The organism is Streptomyces asoensis, from assembly GCF_013085465.1.
Taxonomy (GTDB): domain Bacteria; phylum Actinomycetota; class Actinomycetes; order Streptomycetales; family Streptomycetaceae; genus Streptomyces; species Streptomyces cacaoi_A.
Genome location: NZ_CP049838.1, coordinates 4818990 through 4837290 on the forward strand (window position 1 = coordinate 4818990; position 18301 = coordinate 4837290).

General features: G+C 68.2%; 7 protein-coding genes and 3 rRNA genes. 3 read left to right on the forward strand and 7 right to left on the reverse strand.

What is annotated here, in order from left to right:
- Window positions 1–59 precede the first annotated feature (59 nt).
- The 4 genes from rrf to G9272_RS21530 form a co-directional block, all read right to left on the reverse strand.
- A 5S ribosomal RNA gene (gene rrf, locus G9272_RS21515) occupies window positions 60–176 on the reverse strand.
- A gap of 90 nt (window positions 177–266) precedes the next feature.
- Window positions 267–3389: ribosomal RNA gene (locus G9272_RS21520) — 23S ribosomal RNA — on the reverse strand.
- Window positions 3390–3702: 313 nt separating this feature from the next.
- A 16S ribosomal RNA gene (locus G9272_RS21525) occupies window positions 3703–5228 on the reverse strand.
- Together the 16S, 23S and 5S rRNA genes form the textbook arrangement of a ribosomal RNA operon.
- Window positions 5229–5895: 667 nt before the next feature.
- Entirely contained in the window at window positions 5896–6462 is a 567-nt protein-coding gene (locus G9272_RS21530; protein WP_020665696.1) for a MarR family winged helix-turn-helix transcriptional regulator, read from the reverse strand.
- Between the two features lie 176 nt (window positions 6463–6638).
- Between G9272_RS21530 and G9272_RS21535 the strand changes: the two genes are divergently transcribed.
- Window positions 6639–7910, forward strand: a complete 1272-nt coding sequence (locus G9272_RS21535; protein ID WP_171402100.1) for an MFS transporter — start codon at window positions 6639–6641, stop codon at window positions 7908–7910.
- Between the two features lie 115 nt (window positions 7911–8025).
- On the opposite strand, the gene G9272_RS21540 is transcribed toward G9272_RS21535, so the two are convergent.
- Together G9272_RS21540 and G9272_RS21545 are read right to left on the reverse strand one after the other, a co-directional pair.
- Window positions 8026–9678, reverse strand: a complete 1653-nt coding sequence (locus G9272_RS21540; RefSeq protein ID WP_171398106.1) for an ATP-binding SpoIIE family protein phosphatase — start codon at window positions 9676–9678, stop codon at window positions 8026–8028.
- A gap of 260 nt (window positions 9679–9938) precedes the next feature.
- On the reverse strand, window positions 9939–11318 hold the full coding sequence (locus G9272_RS21545; RefSeq protein WP_171398107.1) for an NAD(P)/FAD-dependent oxidoreductase: 1380 nt from the start codon (window positions 11316–11318) through the stop codon (window positions 9939–9941).
- A 381-nt stretch (window positions 11319–11699) separates the two neighbouring features.
- Between G9272_RS21545 and G9272_RS21550 the strand changes: the two genes are divergently transcribed.
- Complete coding sequence (locus G9272_RS21550) at window positions 11700–12464, forward strand: TetR/AcrR family transcriptional regulator (protein ID WP_171398108.1); 765 nt, start codon at window positions 11700–11702, stop codon at window positions 12462–12464.
- Window positions 12465–12820: 356 nt separating this feature from the next.
- On the forward strand, window positions 12821–14866 hold the full coding sequence (locus tag G9272_RS21555) for a sigma-70 family RNA polymerase sigma factor (RefSeq protein ID WP_171398109.1): 2046 nt from the start codon (window positions 12821–12823) through the stop codon (window positions 14864–14866).
- On the opposite strand, the gene G9272_RS21560 is transcribed toward G9272_RS21555, so the two are convergent.
- On the reverse strand, window positions 14853–18269 hold the full coding sequence (locus G9272_RS21560; RefSeq protein ID WP_171398110.1) for an AfsR/SARP family transcriptional regulator: 3417 nt from the start codon (window positions 18267–18269) through the stop codon (window positions 14853–14855). The genes G9272_RS21555 and G9272_RS21560 overlap by 14 nt on opposite strands.
- Window positions 18270–18301: the final 32 nt, after the last annotated feature.

An 18301-nucleotide genomic window follows, 5' to 3' on the forward strand; every position in this document is an offset into this window, starting at 1 on the left:
AAGCACCGTAACGCAGAAAACCCCCGCACTGTGAGGTGCGAGGGTTTCCCGTAATATTTGTTCGGCGGTGTCCTACTCTCCCACAGGGTCCCCCCTGCAGTACCATCGGCGCTGTAAGGCTTAGCTTCCGGGTTCGGAATGTAACCGGGCGTTTCCCTCACGCTATGACCACCGAAACACTATGAAACTGTCCAGCCGCACCATGCCGTGACCATGGCATGGGGCCGTTCGTGGTTTCAGAACCAACACAGTGGACGCGAGCAACTGAGGACAAGCCCTCGGCCTATTAGTACCAGTCAGCTTCACCCATTACTGGGCTTCCACATCCGGCCTATCAACCCAGTCGTCTACTGGGAGCCTTAACCCCTCAAGGGGGTGGGAATACTCATCTCGAAGCAGGCTTCCCGCTTAGATGCTTTCAGCGGTTATCCCTCCCGAACGTAGCCAACCAGCCATGCCCTTGGCAGAACAACTGGCACACCAGAGGTTCGTCCGTCCCGGTCCTCTCGTACTAGGGACAGCCCTTCTCAATATTCCTGCGCGCGCAGCGGATAGGGACCGAACTGTCTCACGACGTTCTAAACCCAGCTCGCGTACCGCTTTAATGGGCGAACAGCCCAACCCTTGGGACCGACTCCAGCCCCAGGATGCGACGAGCCGACATCGAGGTGCCAAACCATCCCGTCGATATGGACTCTTGGGGAAGATCAGCCTGTTATCCCCGGGGTACCTTTTATCCGTTGAGCGACGGCGCTTCCACAAGCCACCGCCGGATCACTAGTCCCGACTTTCGTCCCTGCTCGACCCGTCGGTCTCACAGTCAAGCTCCCTTGTGCACTTACACTCAACACCTGATTGCCAACCAGGCTGAGGGAACCTTTGGGCGCCTCCGTTACTCTTTAGGAGGCAACCGCCCCAGTTAAACTACCCATCAGACACTGTCCCTGATCCGGATCACGGACCCAGGTTAGACATCCAGCACGACCAGAGTGGTATTTCAACGACGACTCCACAACCACTGGCGTGGCCGCTTCAAAGTCTCCCACCTATCCTACACAAGCCGAACCGAACACCAATATCAAACTGTAGTAAAGGTCCCGGGGTCTTTCCGTCCTGCTGCGCGAAACGAGCATCTTTACTCGTAGTGCAATTTCACCGGGCCTATGGTTGAGACAGTCGAGAAGTCGTTACGCCATTCGTGCAGGTCGGAACTTACCCGACAAGGAATTTCGCTACCTTAGGATGGTTATAGTTACCACCGCCGTTTACTGGCGCTTAAGTTCTCAGCTTCGCCAAGACGAATCTTGACTAACCGGTCCCCTTAACGTTCCAGCACCGGGCAGGCGTCAGTCCGTATACATCGCCTTACGGCTTCGCACGGACCTGTGTTTTTAGTAAACAGTCGCTTCTCGCTGGTCTCTGCGGCCACCCCCAGCTCGAGCAGCAAGTGCTCTCACCAGACGTGGCCCCCCTTCTCCCGAAGTTACGGGGGCATTTTGCCGAGTTCCTTAACCATAGTTCACCCGAACGCCTCGGTATTCTCTACCTGACCACCTGAGTCGGTTTAGGGTACGGGCCGCCATGAAACTCGCTAGAGGCTTTTCTCGACAGCATAGGATCATCCACTTCGCCACAATCGGCTCGGCATCAGGTCTCAGACTATATGAACGGCGGATTTGCCTACCGTTCGTCCTACACCCTTACCCCGGGACAACCACCGCCCGGGATGGACTACCTTCCTGCGTCACCCCATCACTCACCTACTGCAAGTCTGGTTCGCCGGCTCCACCACTTTCCTTTCCCCGAAGGGTCCGGAACGGCTTCACGGACTTAGCATCGCCTGGTTCGATGTTTGACGCTTCACAGCGGGTACCGGAATATCAACCGGTTATCCATCGACTACGCCTGTCGGCCTCGCCTTAGGTCCCGACTTACCCTGGGCAGATCAGCTTGACCCAGGAACCCTTAGTCAATCGGCGCACACGTTTCTCACGTGTGTATCGCTACTCATGCCTGCATTCTCACTCGTGAACCGTCCACAACTACCTTCCGGTGCTGCTTCACCCGGCACACGACGCTCCCCTACCCATCACAGCGGGCGTTGGCCCTATAGCTGCAATGACACGACTTCGGCGGTACGCTTGAGCCCCGCTACATTGTCGGCGCGGAATCACTAGACCAGTGAGCTATTACGCACTCTTTCAAGGGTGGCTGCTTCTAAGCCAACCTCCTGGTTGTCTGTGCGACTCCACATCCTTTCCCACTTAGCGTACGCTTAGGGGCCTTAGTCGATGCTCTGGGCTGTTTCCCTCTCGACCATGGAGCTTATCCCCCACAGTCTCACTGCCGCGCTCTCACTTACCGGCATTCGGAGTTTGGCTAAGGTCAGTAACCCGGTAGGGCCCATCGCCTATCCAGTGCTCTACCTCCGGCAAGAAACACACGACGCTGCACCTAAATGCATTTCGGGGAGAACCAGCTATCACGGAGTTTGATTGGCCTTTCACCCCTAACCACAGGTCATCCCCCAGGTTTTCAACCCTGGTGGGTTCGGTCCTCCACGAAGTCTTACCTCCGCTTCAACCTGCCCATGGCTAGATCACTCCGCTTCGGGTCTTGAGCGTGCTACTGAAACGCCCTATTCGGACTCGCTTTCGCTACGGCTACCCCACTCGGGTTAACCTCGCAACACACCGCAAACTCGCAGGCTCATTCTTCAAAAGGCACGCAGTCACGAGACGAAGAGCAAGCTCTCCGTCCGACGCTCCCACGGCTTGTAGGCACACGGTTTCAGGTACTATTTCACTCCGCTCCCGCGGTACTTTTCACCATTCCCTCACGGTACTATCCGCTATCGGTCACCAGGGAATATTTAGGCTTAGCGGGTGGTCCCGCCAGATTCACACGGGATTTCTCGGGCCCCGTGCTACTTGGGTGTCTCTCAAACGAGCCGCTGATGTTTCGACTACGGGGGTCTTACCCTCTACGCCGGACCTTTCGCATGTCCTTCGCCTACATCAACGGTTTCTGACTCGTCTCACAGCCGGCAGACTGTGAAAGAGAGATCCCACAACCCCGTACACGCAACCCCTGCCGGGTCTCACACGTATACGGTTTGGCCTCATCCGGTTTCGCTCGCCACTACTCCCGGAATCACGGTTGTTTTCTCTTCCTGCGGGTACTGAGATGTTTCACTTCCCCGCGTTCCCTCCACACTGCCTATGTGTTCAGCAGCGGGTGACAGCCCATGACGACTGCCGGGTTTCCCCATTCGGAAACCCCCGGATCAAAGCCTGGTTGACGACTCCCCGGGGACTATCGTGGCCTCCCACGTCCTTCATCGGTTCCTGGTGCCAAGGCATCCACCGTGCGCCCTTAAAAACTTGGCCACAGATGCTCGCGTCCACTGTGCAGTTCTCAAACAACGACCAGCCACCCATCACCCCGAAACCCTACGGTTTCGAGTGCACTGGGGCCGGCACTGAAGGCAGCCATACGGCCATACCCTCAGATACCCAACAGCGTGCCCAGCCAGCTCCCGTCCGAAGATCATGCTTTCCACGCCCTTACGAGCAGTACTTGCAGCCTCCGACCCGGAAACCCGGCCGAATAATCAACGTTCCACCCATGAGCAACCAGCATCGGACGTACGCCGATGTACTGGCCTCTGACCGAGCGAACTCGGTAAGAAGTGCTCCTTAGAAAGGAGGTGATCCAGCCGCACCTTCCGGTACGGCTACCTTGTTACGACTTCGTCCCAATCGCCAGTCCCACCTTCGACAGCTCCCTCCCACAAGGGGTTGGGCCACCGGCTTCGGGTGTTACCGACTTTCGTGACGTGACGGGCGGTGTGTACAAGGCCCGGGAACGTATTCACCGCAGCAATGCTGATCTGCGATTACTAGCAACTCCGACTTCATGGGGTCGAGTTGCAGACCCCAATCCGAACTGAGACCGGCTTTTTGAGATTCGCTCCACCTCACGGTTTCGCAGCTCTTTGTACCGGCCATTGTAGCACGTGTGCAGCCCAAGACATAAGGGGCATGATGACTTGACGTCGTCCCCACCTTCCTCCGAGTTGACCCCGGCAGTCTCCTGTGAGTCCCCATCACCCCGAAGGGCATGCTGGCAACACAGAACAAGGGTTGCGCTCGTTGCGGGACTTAACCCAACATCTCACGACACGAGCTGACGACAGCCATGCACCACCTGTACACCGACCACAAGGGGGGCACTATCTCTAATGCTTTCCGGTGTATGTCAAGCCTTGGTAAGGTTCTTCGCGTTGCGTCGAATTAAGCCACATGCTCCGCTGCTTGTGCGGGCCCCCGTCAATTCCTTTGAGTTTTAGCCTTGCGGCCGTACTCCCCAGGCGGGGAACTTAATGCGTTAGCTGCGGCACCGACGACGTGGAATGTCGCCAACACCTAGTTCCCACCGTTTACGGCGTGGACTACCAGGGTATCTAATCCTGTTCGCTCCCCACGCTTTCGCTCCTCAGCGTCAGTAATGGCCCAGAGATCCGCCTTCGCCACCGGTGTTCCTCCTGATATCTGCGCATTTCACCGCTACACCAGGAATTCCGATCTCCCCTACCACACTCTAGTCTGCCCGTATCGAATGCAGACCCGGGGTTAAGCCCCGGGCTTTCACATCCGACGTGACAGACCGCCTACGAGCTCTTTACGCCCAATAATTCCGGACAACGCTTGCGCCCTACGTATTACCGCGGCTGCTGGCACGTAGTTAGCCGGCGCTTCTTCTGCAGGTACCGTCACTTTCGCTTCTTCCCTGCTGAAAGAGGTTTACAACCCGAAGGCCGTCATCCCTCACGCGGCGTCGCTGCATCAGGCTTTCGCCCATTGTGCAATATTCCCCACTGCTGCCTCCCGTAGGAGTCTGGGCCGTGTCTCAGTCCCAGTGTGGCCGGTCGCCCTCTCAGGCCGGCTACCCGTCGTCGCCTTGGTGAGCCATTACCTCACCAACAAGCTGATAGGCCGCGGGCTCATCCTTCACCGCCGGAGCTTTCAACCTCCACCCATGCGAGTGGAAGTGCTATCCGGTATTAGACCCCGTTTCCAGGGCTTGTCCCAGAGTGAAGGGCAGATTGCCCACGTGTTACTCACCCGTTCGCCACTAATCCCCACCGAAGTGGTTCATCGTTCGACTTGCATGTGTTAAGCACGCCGCCAGCGTTCGTCCTGAGCCAGGATCAAACTCTCCGTGAATGTTTACCGGTAATCCGGTCGACACCACGAGAGCGGAACAGCCAGGCGGAATAAGCCCGGCCGTTCACAGCGTCCTCGCTGTGTTTTGTTTCAAAGGAACCTCATCCTCGGCTATCACTGCCGGGGACGGGGTATCAACATATCTGGCGTTGATTTTTGGCACGCTGTTGAGTTCTCAAGGAACGGACGCTTCCTTTGTACTCACCCGAGAGACTCTCTCAGGCTTTCCTCCGGGCGCTTCCCTTCGGTCTTGCGTTTCCGACTCTATCAGATCTTTTCTCGACCCGATTTCCTCGGTGCTTTCCAGGTTCTTGCTTTCGCGTTTCCCTTTCCGGCGGTTCCGACTCTATCAGATCCTTTCGGGCCTGATTCCCAGTCAGAGGGGGGTTGTCTTCCCGGCTGTTGGGCCGTTCCGACGTCTCAAACCTTAGCGGATCCGCTCGGCAGTTCCTAATCGGGCTGCCGATCCCAAATCGAATTGAATTCGGGCACGCCGAATTCAGCCCCGTTGGGAGATCGTGCTGGTGGTTTGTAGTGCCGCTACTGCGGCGGAGGTGTTGTCGAAGAACCGTTACGGCTCCCTGGCAACCCGAAGAACTTTACGGACCCTGGATGGGGATGTCAACCACCCCTGTCAAGATCTTTTAGCCCGACCGGGGTGGGCTGCTCAGTCGAGGTCGCTGAGCCGGCCGCCGGCGTCCGGCTGGGCGTGCTCCACCCGGCGCAGGAGCCTGGTCAGGACCTCGCCCAGGACCGTTCGCTCGTCCGCGGAGAGGTCCTGGAGGAGGTCCTCCTCGAAGACCGTCGCCATGCGCATCGCCTCCAGCCACTTCTCGCGACCCTCGGGCGTCAGCTCGACGATCACGCGCACGCGGTTGGACTCGTCCCGCTCCCGGGTCACCAGTCCCTCGGCGAGCATGCGGTCGATGCGGTGGGTCATCGCGGCCGGCGTCAGACCGAGGCGCTTGGCCAGATCGCTGGGTCCCAGGCGATAGGGGGCCCCGGAGAGGACCAGGGCCTTGAGGACCTCCCACTCGGCGTTACTGATGCCGAGGTCCGCGGTCTGGCGGCCATAGGCGACGTTCATCCGGCGGTTGAGGCGGGAGAGCGCCGAGACGATCTTCTCGACCTGGGGGTCGAGGTCCTGGAATTCGCGCTGATAGGCCGCGATCTGCTCTTCGAGGGTCGGCTCGCCGCCGCTGCCGGTGCCGACCGTGCCGGGGGTGTCGCCCATGGGCGCAAGTATCGCACGGGGCTCGTTCGCGTTGAAGTTCTTCGAGGTGTACGGTTTAGCTTCTAACTTTAGCTTCGAAGTCTTCGGCACTAAGTACTGAGGCAGCGGAAGTACCGACGCTGCTCCGACCCGGTACCGACGACGACCACCTGAGAGAGGTGAACGTGACCAGGGCGATGGGCGCAGCGATGCGCCGGATCCACGTGGGCAACGCACTCAGCGCGTTCGGGCTCGGCTTCACCGTCCCCTACCTGTACGTCTATGTGGCGCAGGTACGGGGACTGGGGGCCATGACGGCGGGGCTCGTCCTCGCCGTCTTCGCCGTGGCCGCGCTGATCGTGCTGCCGTTCGCCGGTAGGGCGATCGTGCGGCGCGGTCCACTGCCGGTCCTGCTCGCCGCCCTGGTCACCGCCGCGCTGGGCGCACTGAGCCTGGGGCTCGCCGGCAATGCCACCGCCGTACTGGCCGCCGCGGCGGCGCTCGGTGCCGGGCAGGCCGTGATGCAGCCGGCGCTGGCCACGATGATCGTGGACTCCTCGACCGCCGAGACCCGGTCGCGGGCGTTCGCGACGCAGTTCTTCCTCCAGAACCTCGGGCTCGGGGTGGGTGGGCTGATCGGCGGGCATCTCGTCGACACCTCGCGCGTGTCCTCGTTCACGCTGCTGTTCGCCATCGAGGCGGCGATGTTCCTGCTGCTGGCCGTGGTGATGTCGACCGTGCGGCTGCCGCACGCCCCGCCTGTCGGGGACGCCCCGCAGGCCGCCGGGGGCAGCTGGAAGCGGTTGCTCGGCAACCGGGCCATGGTGCAGCTGTGTGTGCTGGGCTTCGTGCTGTTCTTCGCCTGCTACGGGCAGTTCGAGTCGGGGCTGAGCGCGTACGGGGTCGAGGCCGCCGGGATCTCGACGTCCGCGCTCGGGACCGCGCTCGCCGCCAACACCGCGATGATCGTGGTCGCGCAGTTCGCCGTGCTGAAGTTCGTCGAGCGGCAGAAGCGGTCCCGGGTGATCGCGGCCGTGGGGCTGATCTGGGCCGTCGCGTGGGTCGTCGCCGGGTACGCGGGGCTCGGCCACGGCAGTCGGGAGATGGCGACGGCCGCGTTCGTGTCGACGTACGCGTTGTTCGGGCTGGGTGAGGCGATGCTGTCGCCGACGGTCGCGCCGCTGGTGGCCGATCTGGCGCCGGCCGGCCTGGCGGGACAGTACAACTCGGCGTTCGCCCTGGTGAAGCAGCTCGCGCTGGCCGTCGGGCCGGCGGTGGGCGGGCCGATGGGGGCCTCTCTGCACGCGCCGTACATCGTGACGTTCCTGCTGTTCTCGCTGGGGATCACCTACCTGGCGCTGCGGCTGGGACGGCAGCTGACCGCCGTCCAGGATCAGCCGTGGCTGGTGCGGAAGCGGGTGGTCGCGCGAGGTGGCGCGGTGGCGGAGCCGGTGGCCGCCGAGGCGTGAGGCAGGTGTGGGAGGCGGTCGTCGTCCGGGAGGGCGGCGGCCGCCTTTCGTGTCGGCGGGTGGCCGTGACCGGGCCGAGGCGCGCTGCCTGTCGCTCCGGTTGTCACGGCGTTTGTCACTCCGAAGGCTTCGGCAGGACGAACTCGCACCACACCGCCTTGCCGCCGCCCGGAGTGCGGCGGCTGCCCCAGTGGGAGGCGATCGTGGCGACGATGGCGATGCCTCGGCCGGACTCGTCGCCCGGTTCGGCGCGGCGGCGGCGCGGGAGGTGGTCGTCGCCGTCGGTGACCTCGATGATCAGGCGGCGGTCGGTGCGGCGCAGGCGCAGCCGCATGGGCGGGGTGCCGTGCTGGAGGGAGTTGGCGACGAGTTCGCTGGCGGCCAGGACGCCGAGGTCGTGCAGGTCGGGCGGGAAGCGCCAGCTGGTCAGGACACCGGAGGCGAAGGCACGCGCGCGGGGGGCCGCCTCGACGCCGCCGAGGAGCTCCAGGGCCGCGTTGCGGAACAGCTCGCCGTCGGGGCCGGTGCGGGCCGGGTGCTGGAGGACCAGGACGGCGACGTCGTCGTCGTGGTCGGCGGTGACGCCGGCCGAGCGGACCAGACGGTCGCAGACGACCTGGGGGGTGCCGGTCGCGCCGGACAGGGCGCGCTCCAGGGACGCGATGCCTTCGTCGAGGTCTTCGTCCCTGCGCTCGACCAGGCCGTCGGTGTAGAGGACGGCCGTCGAGCCGGGGCCGAGGGGGATCGAGCCGGAGGCGTGCATCCAGCCACCGGTGCCCAGGGGCGGGCCGGTGGGTTCGTCGGCGCGCAGGACGGTGCCGTTGTCGTCGCGGACCAGGATGGGCAGGTGGCCCGCTGAGGCGTACACCAGTCGGCCCTCGTTGGGGTCGTGGATGGCGTACACGCACGTGGCGATCTGGTTGGCGTCGATCTCCGCGGCGAGGCCGTCGAGGAGCTGGAGGATTTCGTGCGGGGGCAGGTCGAGGCGGGCGTACGCCCGGACCGCCGTGCGGAGCTGGCCCATGACGGCTGCCGCGCGGACGCCTCGGCCCATGACGTCGCCGATGACGAGGGCGGTGCGGCCGCCGCCGAGGGTGATGACGTCGTACCAGTCGCCGCCGACCGCGGCCTCGGTGCCGCCGGGCTGGTAGGTGGCGGCGATGCGCAGGTCGTCGGGCTCTTCGAGCTCCTGGGGGAGGAGGGAGCGCTGGAGGGTGACGGCGGTCTCGCGCTGGCGCCGTTCACTGGTTCTGAGTCGTTCGGCGGCCTCGGCGTGGTCGGTGACGTCGGTGGCGAAGATCAGGACGGTGCCCTTGCCGTTGTCCTCGGCTGCCGGGGTGCAGGTGAACGTGTAGGAGCGGCCGTCGGGGGCCTTGCGGGACTTCAGGGTGCGGGGCTTGCCGCTGCGCAGGGCCTGGTCGAGGAGGGGCATGAGGCCGAGGTCGCGGAGTTCGGGGAGTGCCTCGGCGGCCGGTTCGCCGCAGCGGCGTACGCCGAAGGCCGCCGCGTAGGCGTCGTTGACGTAGGCGAGGCGGTGGTCGGTGCCGTGGACGAGGGCGACGAGGGCCGGGACGCGGTCGAGGACCTCACGGACCGGGAGTTCGTCGACGGCGGGCACCGGGGGCGGCTCGTCGGTGAGTCGTTCGGCGCGGGCCGCGGGTACGGAGCCCTCGCTCCGCCGGTCCGGGGTGGTGACCGGGTGCTCGGCTCGCGCGGCGGCGCGGCGCTGCGTTCCGGGGAGCCGGGCGCTCCAGCGCGTGAAGTTCACGAATCCTTGCCTCGTGTAGTCGTCGGCGGCCCGGCTCCGGGCCCGGCCTGGGCTGCGGGGGCCGCGCGGCGGTGGCCGCACATTGTTACAGCACCCGGGGTGTGGAGCACGTGGAACGGCCTCGTGGGTCGGGGGGCGGGTGGTGGCCCGCCGGGAAGGGCTCGGGAGGGACTGGAGCAGGGAGCAGTCTGGCAGTGTGGCCGCCGTCCGGGCCGACATTCGTCAGACGTGGGGGCGGTCGGCGGAGTTCCTGGATCGGGTCAGGACGACCCCTTCGGGTCGCCGGAAGACTCGTCAGAAGGCTTTCCACCGGCAGCGAGTTCGAACTCCGCGCGGGGATGTTCGAGGGATCCCAGGGAAACGATCTCCCGTTTGAAGAGCCCGGAGAGGGTCCATTCGGCGAGCACGCGTGCCTTGCGGTTGAAGGTGGGCACGCGGCTGAGGTGGTACGCCCGGTGCATGAACCAGGCCGGGTAGCCCTTGAGCTTGCGCCCGTAGACGTGGGCGACGCCCTGGTGGAGGCCGAGCGAGGCGACCGAGCCGACGTACTTGTGGGAGTACGGGTGGAGGGGTTCGCCGCGCAGCGAGCGCACGATGTTGTCGCCGAGGACCTTCGCCTGGCGGACGGCGTTCTGGGCGTTCGGGGCGGTCTCCTTGCCGGGCTCGTCGGCCGTCACGTCGGGGACGGCGGCGGCGTCTCCGGCCGCCCACGCGTGCGTGACGCCGTCGATGGTCAGCTCGGGGGTGCATTTCAGCCGACCTCGTGCGTTCAGCGGGAGGTCGGTGGCGGCGAGGAGCGGGTGGGGTTTCACGCCGGCGGTCCACACGACCGTACGGGTCGGGAAGCGGGCGCCGTCGCTGAGGACGGCGATGCGGTCGGCGCAGGACTCCAGGCGGGTCTCGAGGCGTACGTCGATGTTGCGGCGGCGCAGTTCGCTGACCGTGTAGCGGCCCATGTCGGCGCCGACCTCCGGCAGGATCCGGTCGGAGGCCTCGACCAGGATCCACTTCATGTCCTCGGGCTTGACGTTGTGGTAGTAGCGCGTGGTGTAGCGGGCCATGTCCTCCAGCTCGCCGAGTGCCTCCACGCCCGCGTAGCCGCCGCCGACGAAGACGAAGGTGAGGGCGGCGTCGCGGATCGCTGGGTCGCGGGTGGAGGAGGCGATGTCCATCTGTTCGATGACGTGGTTGCGCAGCCCGATGGCTTCCTCGACGGTCTTGAAGCCGATGGCGTGGTCGGCCAGGCCGGGGATGGGCAGCGTGCGAGAGACGGAACCGGGCGCGAGGACGAGTTCGTCGTACGTCAGCTGCTGGGGGCCGGTGCCCTCTTCGTCGGTGGCGAGGGTGGTGAGGGTGGCGCTGCGTTTGGCGTGGTCGACGGCGGTGACCTCGCCGACCACGACCCGACAGTGCGGCAGGACGCGGCGCAGGGGCACGACGACGTGCCGGGGGGAGATGGAGCCCGCGGCCGCCTCGGGGAGGAAGGGCTGGTAGGTCATGTACGGGTCGGGTGTGACGACCGTGATCTCGGCCTCGCCCCGGCCGAGTTCCTGTTTCAGTTTCTGCTGGAGCCGCAGGGCCGTGTACATCCCGACGTAGCCGCCGCCGACAACGAGAATGCGCGCACGTTCCTTCACCATCCCATGACGCACCGGACGCCGGAGTTTGTCCACAGCCCCGACAATTTGTGTGACCGCGAGTCGGGCGTGCGCAGGGTTGGCCGAAACACCGGAGTGCGGGGCAGGAGCGCAGGTCAGCGGGTGTGCGCCGGGGTGCGGGAAGGGGTGCAATCGGGACGTATACGGCCCGTACTCCGATCGGGGGGCGCTCCGTGCGGAACCTGCCCCTTCTGAATTGACTCCCTCTCAACTATGTTCGTGTGTCGACGGGGTGTCAGGGGGAAGTGCTCTGCGGGTCTGCGACGGGTGGGCCCGAGGAGGCCGTCCCCTGTGTTCCACGCCCCCGACTTTCGATGGCGGGGAGAGTCTCCGGGGGGAGACGTCATTACCGGGGGAACATGTATGCACACTCACAACTCGCATTGGTCGTCGACGACGGCCCTTTCACCGAGCGGCGCGGTCGGTGCGGCGGTGGGCAACGGCCGTGGAGATGGCGCGCGGACGGCACCGCTGCGTGTGGACGCACAGCGCAATCTTGAACACGTACTGCGGGCGGCGCGCGAAGTGTTCGGCGAGCTGGGTTACGGCGCGCCGATGGAGGACGTGGCGCGGCGTGCGCGGGTCGGGGTCGGCACGGTGTACCGGCGCTTCCCGAGCAAGGACGTACTGGTGCGGCGGATAGCCGAGGAGGAGACGTCCCGGCTGACCGATCAGGCGCGGGCGGCGCTCGGCCAGGAGGACGAACCGTGGTCGGCGCTGTCGCGCTTCCTGCGGACGTCCGTGGCGTCCGGCGCCGGGCGGCTGCTGCCGCCGCAGGTGCTGCGGGTCGGCGTCCCGGAGGACGGCGAGGGTGTGCCGGCCGACGAGGTGCGGGTGCCGCAGCAGCGGACCCAGCCGGGCGGCGGCGAACTGCGGCTCGTCGCGGGCGACGGCACGACGGCCGCCGTCGACGACGCCGGGGCGGCGGCGCTGCTCGAGGTCGTGGGCCTGCTGGTGGATCGGGCGCGGGAGGCGGGCACGCTGCGCACCGACGTGTCGGTGTCGGACGTGCTGCTGGTGATCGCGACGGCGGCGCCCTCGCTGCCGGATCCGGCTCAGCAGGCGGCGGCGTCGGCTCGGCTGCTGGACATCCTGCTGGAGGGCCTGCGGTCGCGTCCCTCTTCGTGAGGGCCGAGTCGGCAGGGTCGTGGCCGGCAGGGTCGTGGCCGGCAGGGTCGTGGCCGGCAGCGCCCGACGGCTTCCGGGCGGGTGGCTCGAAAGGGTGATGGTGGGGCGGGGGTACCGCGTGACCCTCGCCCTCGCCCGCCGTGCCGGATGTTCACGACATTCCGGACAGGGAGTTCAACTGCTGCCCGAGGCACGACAGTTGAACCTTCCCCGTACGGGTGAAAACTAGTACTGGATTGCGTCAGGTCCCCACGGACGAGTGGATGGCCCGTCCCACGGGATCCTGACCAAAAGCCAATATGGCACTCTGACCCGGTGGTCAGGACTGGTTGGGCCGGCGGCGGGGGCTTTCCGCGATGAGTGTTGACGGTGGGGACGAGTCACTCGGTCCGTCCGGTGACGGTGACACGGAGGCCGACGGCCTGACCTCACCGCAGGTGCCGAGCCAGGGTGGACGCGCGAGCGGGCACCTGGGCGGTCCGACGGGTGGTCGCCCGGGCGATCCGATGGCCCGTCCGCCGCTACGTCCGCTCGACGGCCTGTCCGAGGGCAGTGTTCCGGCGCAGCGCGAGCGGCGTGCCGAGGCCGTCCTGCCGGCGGCGCGGGACCTGCCGCCGGCCGACACCGACCTGATCGGCCGGATGCGCTCGGGCGACGACACGGCGTACGAGCAGCTGTACCGGCGGCACGCCGACGCCGTACGCCGCTACGCCCGCACCTGCTGCCGGGACGCGCACACCGCCGACGACCTCACCGCCGAGGTCTTCGCCCGCATGCTCCAGGCGGTACGCGGCGGCTCAGGACCCGAGTACGCCGTCCGCGCCTACCTCCTCACCTGCGTCCGGCGGGTGGCCGCCGACTGGACGCAGTCGGCAAAGCGGGAGCAACTCGTCGACGACTTCGCGGTGTTCGCCGCGCAGTCCGCCCGTTCCTCCGAAGTCGCCGACGACACCGTGTCCATCGGCTCCTTCGGAGCGGGCCTGGACCTGGGCGCCGATGTGCGCGCGATGCACGAGGCCGAGCAGTCCATGGCCATGCAGGCCTTCCGCTCACTGCCCGAGCGCTGGCAGGCGGTGCTGTGGCACACCGAGGTCGAGGACGAGTCGCCGAGCGAGGTCGCCATGCTCTTCGGCCTCGACGCCAACGGCACGCGCGTGCTCGCCAGCCGCGCTCGTGAGGGCCTCAAGCAGGCCTACCTCCAGGCCCATGTCAGCGCCACCCTCACCAGCGACGAGGAGTGCGCCGGCTACGCCGACCAGCTCGGCACCTACGCCCGCCGCAGGCTGCGCACCCGCGCCGAACGGGGACTGCGCAAGCACCTGGAGGAGTGCGCCAAGTGTCGGCTGGCCGCCCTCCAGATCGAGGAGGTCGCGGGCAGCATCCCCGCCGTCGTGCCGGTCGCGGTCATCGGCTGGTTCGGCGCCGCCGGGTACGCCAAGGCGGTGGCGCTCATCGCCGGCGGTGCCGGAGCGGGGGCGGCGGGCGCCGCGGGCGCGGGCGCCGCGGGCGCGGCCGCCGCGGGCGCGGCCGCCGCGGCGAGCGGTTCCTCGAGCGGAGCGGGCGCAGGTGGCGGAGCGATGGCCTCGGAGGGGCTGGGCGCCCCGGTGAAGGCAGGGATCGCGGCCGGTGTGGTCGCGGTGGCGGCCGCCGCGGTGGTCCTCGCGCTCGTCGGCCACGGCGGTCCCGCGGAGCAGCCCGAGGCCAGACCCCCGGCGTCCGTGCCGGCGCCGGTCGCGCAGCCCGAGGAGCCGACACCCACGCCGACGCCGACGAAGGAGCGCGAGCCGGAGCCCCCGGCGATCGTCCCGGCGGCCGCCCCGACCCCGACCCGCGCCCCCGAGTCGACGCCCATGCCGACGCCGACCCCCACGCCCAGCCCGACACCCACCCCCGTCCCGACGCCGACGCCCACCCCGACACCCATCCCGACCCCCACGCCGACTCCGGCACCCACGCCGCCGCCCGCCCCGGTCGTCTATCCGCTGAGCGGGCTGTCCTTCGACGTCAGCGGTGACGGAACCGGACCCGAGATCCGGCTCGGCGGCAGCAGTTGGGTGTGGCAGCGGTACGGGCTGTCCATCGCGGACCGGCGGTACGAGCGCGGGGTGACCGTGCACGGCGACTCCTCCGTCACCGTCGACCTCAACCGGGCGTGCACCTCCTACGACGCGCTCGTCGGCGTCGACGACCTGACGCTGAAGCTCGGCAAGGTCTCCTTCGCCGTCTACGCCGACGGGCGCCGGGTCTGGGTGTCCGGGGTGATCAAGGGCGGCGACCCGGCCGTGCCCGTCCATGTGAATCTCGTCGGCCGCACCACCGTGCGTCTGGTGGTCGAGCCGCACAGCGGCCTCGACTCGGTGGCACTCGCGGACTGGGCGGACTCCGGGTTCACCTGCTCGTAGGCGCCTGCACGGTCGCGGCCGCGGCCGGCGGTGCGGCCGGGTGGTCGCGCACGCCGGCCGTGAGCTCGCGCAGGGCGTCGGTCACCGTCAGCGACGTGCCCAGGGCGCGCTCGGCCGCGTAACGCTCGGCGCCCAGGGCGTCGCGGGCGGCGGCGTCGGCCAGCTCGGCCCGGACGTGCTGCGGGGCGGGACGTGGGTGGGGGCCGAGGAGGGCGTCGGCGGCCGCCAGGAGACGGGTCGCGCGCGGGTGGTCCCCGAGCTGGGTCAGCAGGTGCGCCGCGCTGTCCAGGATCGACGACGTGACCGCCTCGGCGCACTGGTCGGCCACCGCCTGGCGCAGTGTGTCGGCGAGCATGGGCAGGCCGTGCTCCGGGCCGGACTCGGCGGCGGTGAGGTCCGCGTCGAGCATGTTCAGCGCCGCCACGAACTGGGGCGGCGGGGTGCCCGTCCGGGCCGCCACGCGGACCTCGTCGCAGAGCACACGCGCGCGGGCCGTTTCCCCCTCGTGCAGCGCGATGTGGGAGCGCAGCAGGAGGACGAACGCCCGGACGTCGGGCACGCCGTAGCGGTCGGCGGCGCTGTTCGCCTCGTCCAGCGCGGTCAGGGCGCCCTCGACATCGCCCGAGCGGTAGGAGATCTCCGCGAGCCGGGCCATGAGGAACGGCGACTCGGCGTACGCCCCGACCTCGTAGGCGAGCCGCAGCGCCTCGCGGTACTCCCGCTCCGCCTCCGTGAAACGGCCGCGCGCCATCTCCGCCTCGCCGGCCGCACCGCACACCTGGGCCCGCATCCAGCGGTCGCCGACGCGCAGGCTGAGCACGCGCAGCTCCGCCAGGTCGTCGTCCACGCCGTGCAGTCCGCCGGGTGAGTCGACGACCATGTGGGTGCGGAACATCAGGGCGCAGCCGAGCTCCCAGTCGCCGCCGTGGAGGCGGCAGTTGGCGACGGCCCGGTCCAGGACTCCCCGGACGTCGACCATGTCCCGCATCTGGAAGGCCGTCAGCGGCCAGAGCAGGCCGGGCATGCGCGCCGCCTGGGGGCCGCCCGGCTCGTAGTCGGCGCGCAGGCGGACCAGGTACTCCTGGTAGCGCGGATCCGCCACGAGGTCCTTCGGCTCGGACTCCGACAGCAGGAACAGGTTCAGCATCCGCAGGTTCATCCGCTGCGCGTGCCGGGGGTGGGCCTCCTCCGTGGCGGCGGGTGTTCCCAGCAGGGCGTCGACGGGGTCCAGGGCGGCCATGCGGGCGGTGAGGTCGGTGGGGACGGTGAACGGCACTTCGGGCGCAGCTTCTCGGAGGGTGTCCAGGACGGCGCCGAGGCGCAGGGTCCGGTCGCTCCACTCGGCGCCCTCGTGGCGGTAGTTGCGCAGCCACCAGAACCAGCCCGTGGCGAGACAGAGGGCGGTGGCCTCCTCCTCGTCGCCCGAGGTGAGCGCGCGCTGGAGGGCCACGCGGATGTTGTCCAGTTCGGTCTCCAGGCGGGAGATCCACAGGAGCTGCCCGGCGGAGCGCAGCAGCGGGTCGGCCCGCTCGACGAGCGCGCGCACCCATGCGAGGTGGCGCCGTCGGGCCGCCGCGCGGCACCGGGGGAGTTCGGCGGCGCGTTCGGTGGCGTACTCGTGGATCGTCTCCAGCATGCGGTAGCGCATGCCGCCCCCGCCGCCCCGCTCGCACGGCGCGGCCACGACCAGGGACTTGTCGACGAGCGCGCCGACCAGGTCCGCGACCGGGCCGGTGCACACGGCTTCCGCCGCCTCCAGGTCCCAGCCGCCCGCGAACACGGACAGCTCGCGCAGCAGTGTGCGCTCCGGTTCGTCGAGCAGGTCCCACGACCAGTCGACGACGGCACGCAGGGTCTGCTGGCGGGGCAGGACCGTGCGGCTGCCCGAGGTGAGGAGGCGGAAGCGGTCGTCGAGGCGGTCGGCGATCTGGCGCGGGGTGAGCAGCCGGAGCCGGGCGGCGGCCAGTTCGATGGCGAGCGGCAGTCCGTCCAGCCGTCGGCAGATCTCCCCGATCGCCTCCTCGTCCCGCAGGGCGGCTGCCGCGTCGGGGCGGACGGCGGTCGCGCGCTCGGTGAAGAGGCGGTGCGCCTGGTCGGGGAGGAGGGGCTCGACCGGGCGGACCGACTCGCCCGGGACGCCCAGGGGTTCACGGCTGGTGGCGAGGATCGTGAGCCCGGGGCAGCGGGTGAGGAGGGTCTCGGCGAGGGCGGCGGCCGCGCCGATGACATGTTCGCAGTTGTCAAGGATCAGGAGTTGGCTGCGCGGGGCGCAGTACTCGACGAGCAGGGCGACCGGGTCGTCCTGCGGGGACGCCAGCTCGGTGGTCATCAGGACGGTCTCGCGCAGACCGAGGGCACTGACCACCGCGCCCGGCACCGCCTCCGGCCGGTCGAGCGGCGCCAGCTCGGCCAGCCACGCCTGCGGGAGCCCGGCGGCGGCTTCCTCGGCGAGGCGGGTCTTCCCGGAGCCGCCCGGTCCGGTGAGCGTGACGAGACGGGCCCTGTGCAATTCGGAACGGATGGCGTCGAGCTCGGGTTCCCGGCCCACGAAAGAGGTAAGTCGCGGACGGATGTTGCCGGTGCGCTCGGGGAGTTGGAGCGGGGTGCGGGGCGGTGGCGGTTCCACCGGTCCGGGGCTGTGGGCCGATGGGGTGCCGTGGGCCGATGGGGTGCCGTGCGTGGGTTCCGGGCGGTTGAGGAGCTCGGTGTGCAGGGCGCGCAGGTGCGGGCCCGGGTCGGTGCCGAGGCCGTCGGCGAGGGTGCGGCGGGCGGTCTCGTACGCGGCGAGGGCGTCGGCTTCGCGGCCGGTGTCGCGCAGGGCGCGGATGAGGAGGGCGTGCAGCGGCTCGTCGTACGGGTGCGCCGCGGCCAGTTCGGTCAGGCGCGGTACGGCTTCGCGGGCGCGGCCGAGGAGGAGGTCCGCCTCGGCACGGGCGCGGGCGGCCTCCAGCCGGAGGGCCTCGGGGCGGGTGGCCGCGGTGCGGTCGGGGAGATCGGCGAGGGCGGGGCCGCGCCACAGGGCGAGGGCATCGTCCAGGGTGCGGGCGGCGGTGGGCGCGTCACCTCGTCGCAGCGCTTCATTGCCCTGGCGTACGAGTCGTTCGAAGACGAAGAGGTCGACGTCGTCCTCGGTCGCGGCGAGGCGGTACCCGCCCGGGGCGGAGGTGACGCTGTCCTTGCCGACGGCACGGCGGAGACGGCCGATCAGGGCCTGGAGGGCGGCCGGGGCGTCCTGGGGCGGGGTCTCGGCCCAGACCTCGTCGATGAGGGTGTCCGGGGCGGTGAGACGGCCCGGGCGGAGGGCCAGGGCCGTGAGGAGGGCGCGGAGCCGGGCACCGGGGACGGGTACGGCGGTGCCCTGGTCGTCCGCTGTCTGGGTGACCCCCAGAATTCTGTACCGCACCGGTTCATTGTCACCGGGGGTGAGGCTTGGGG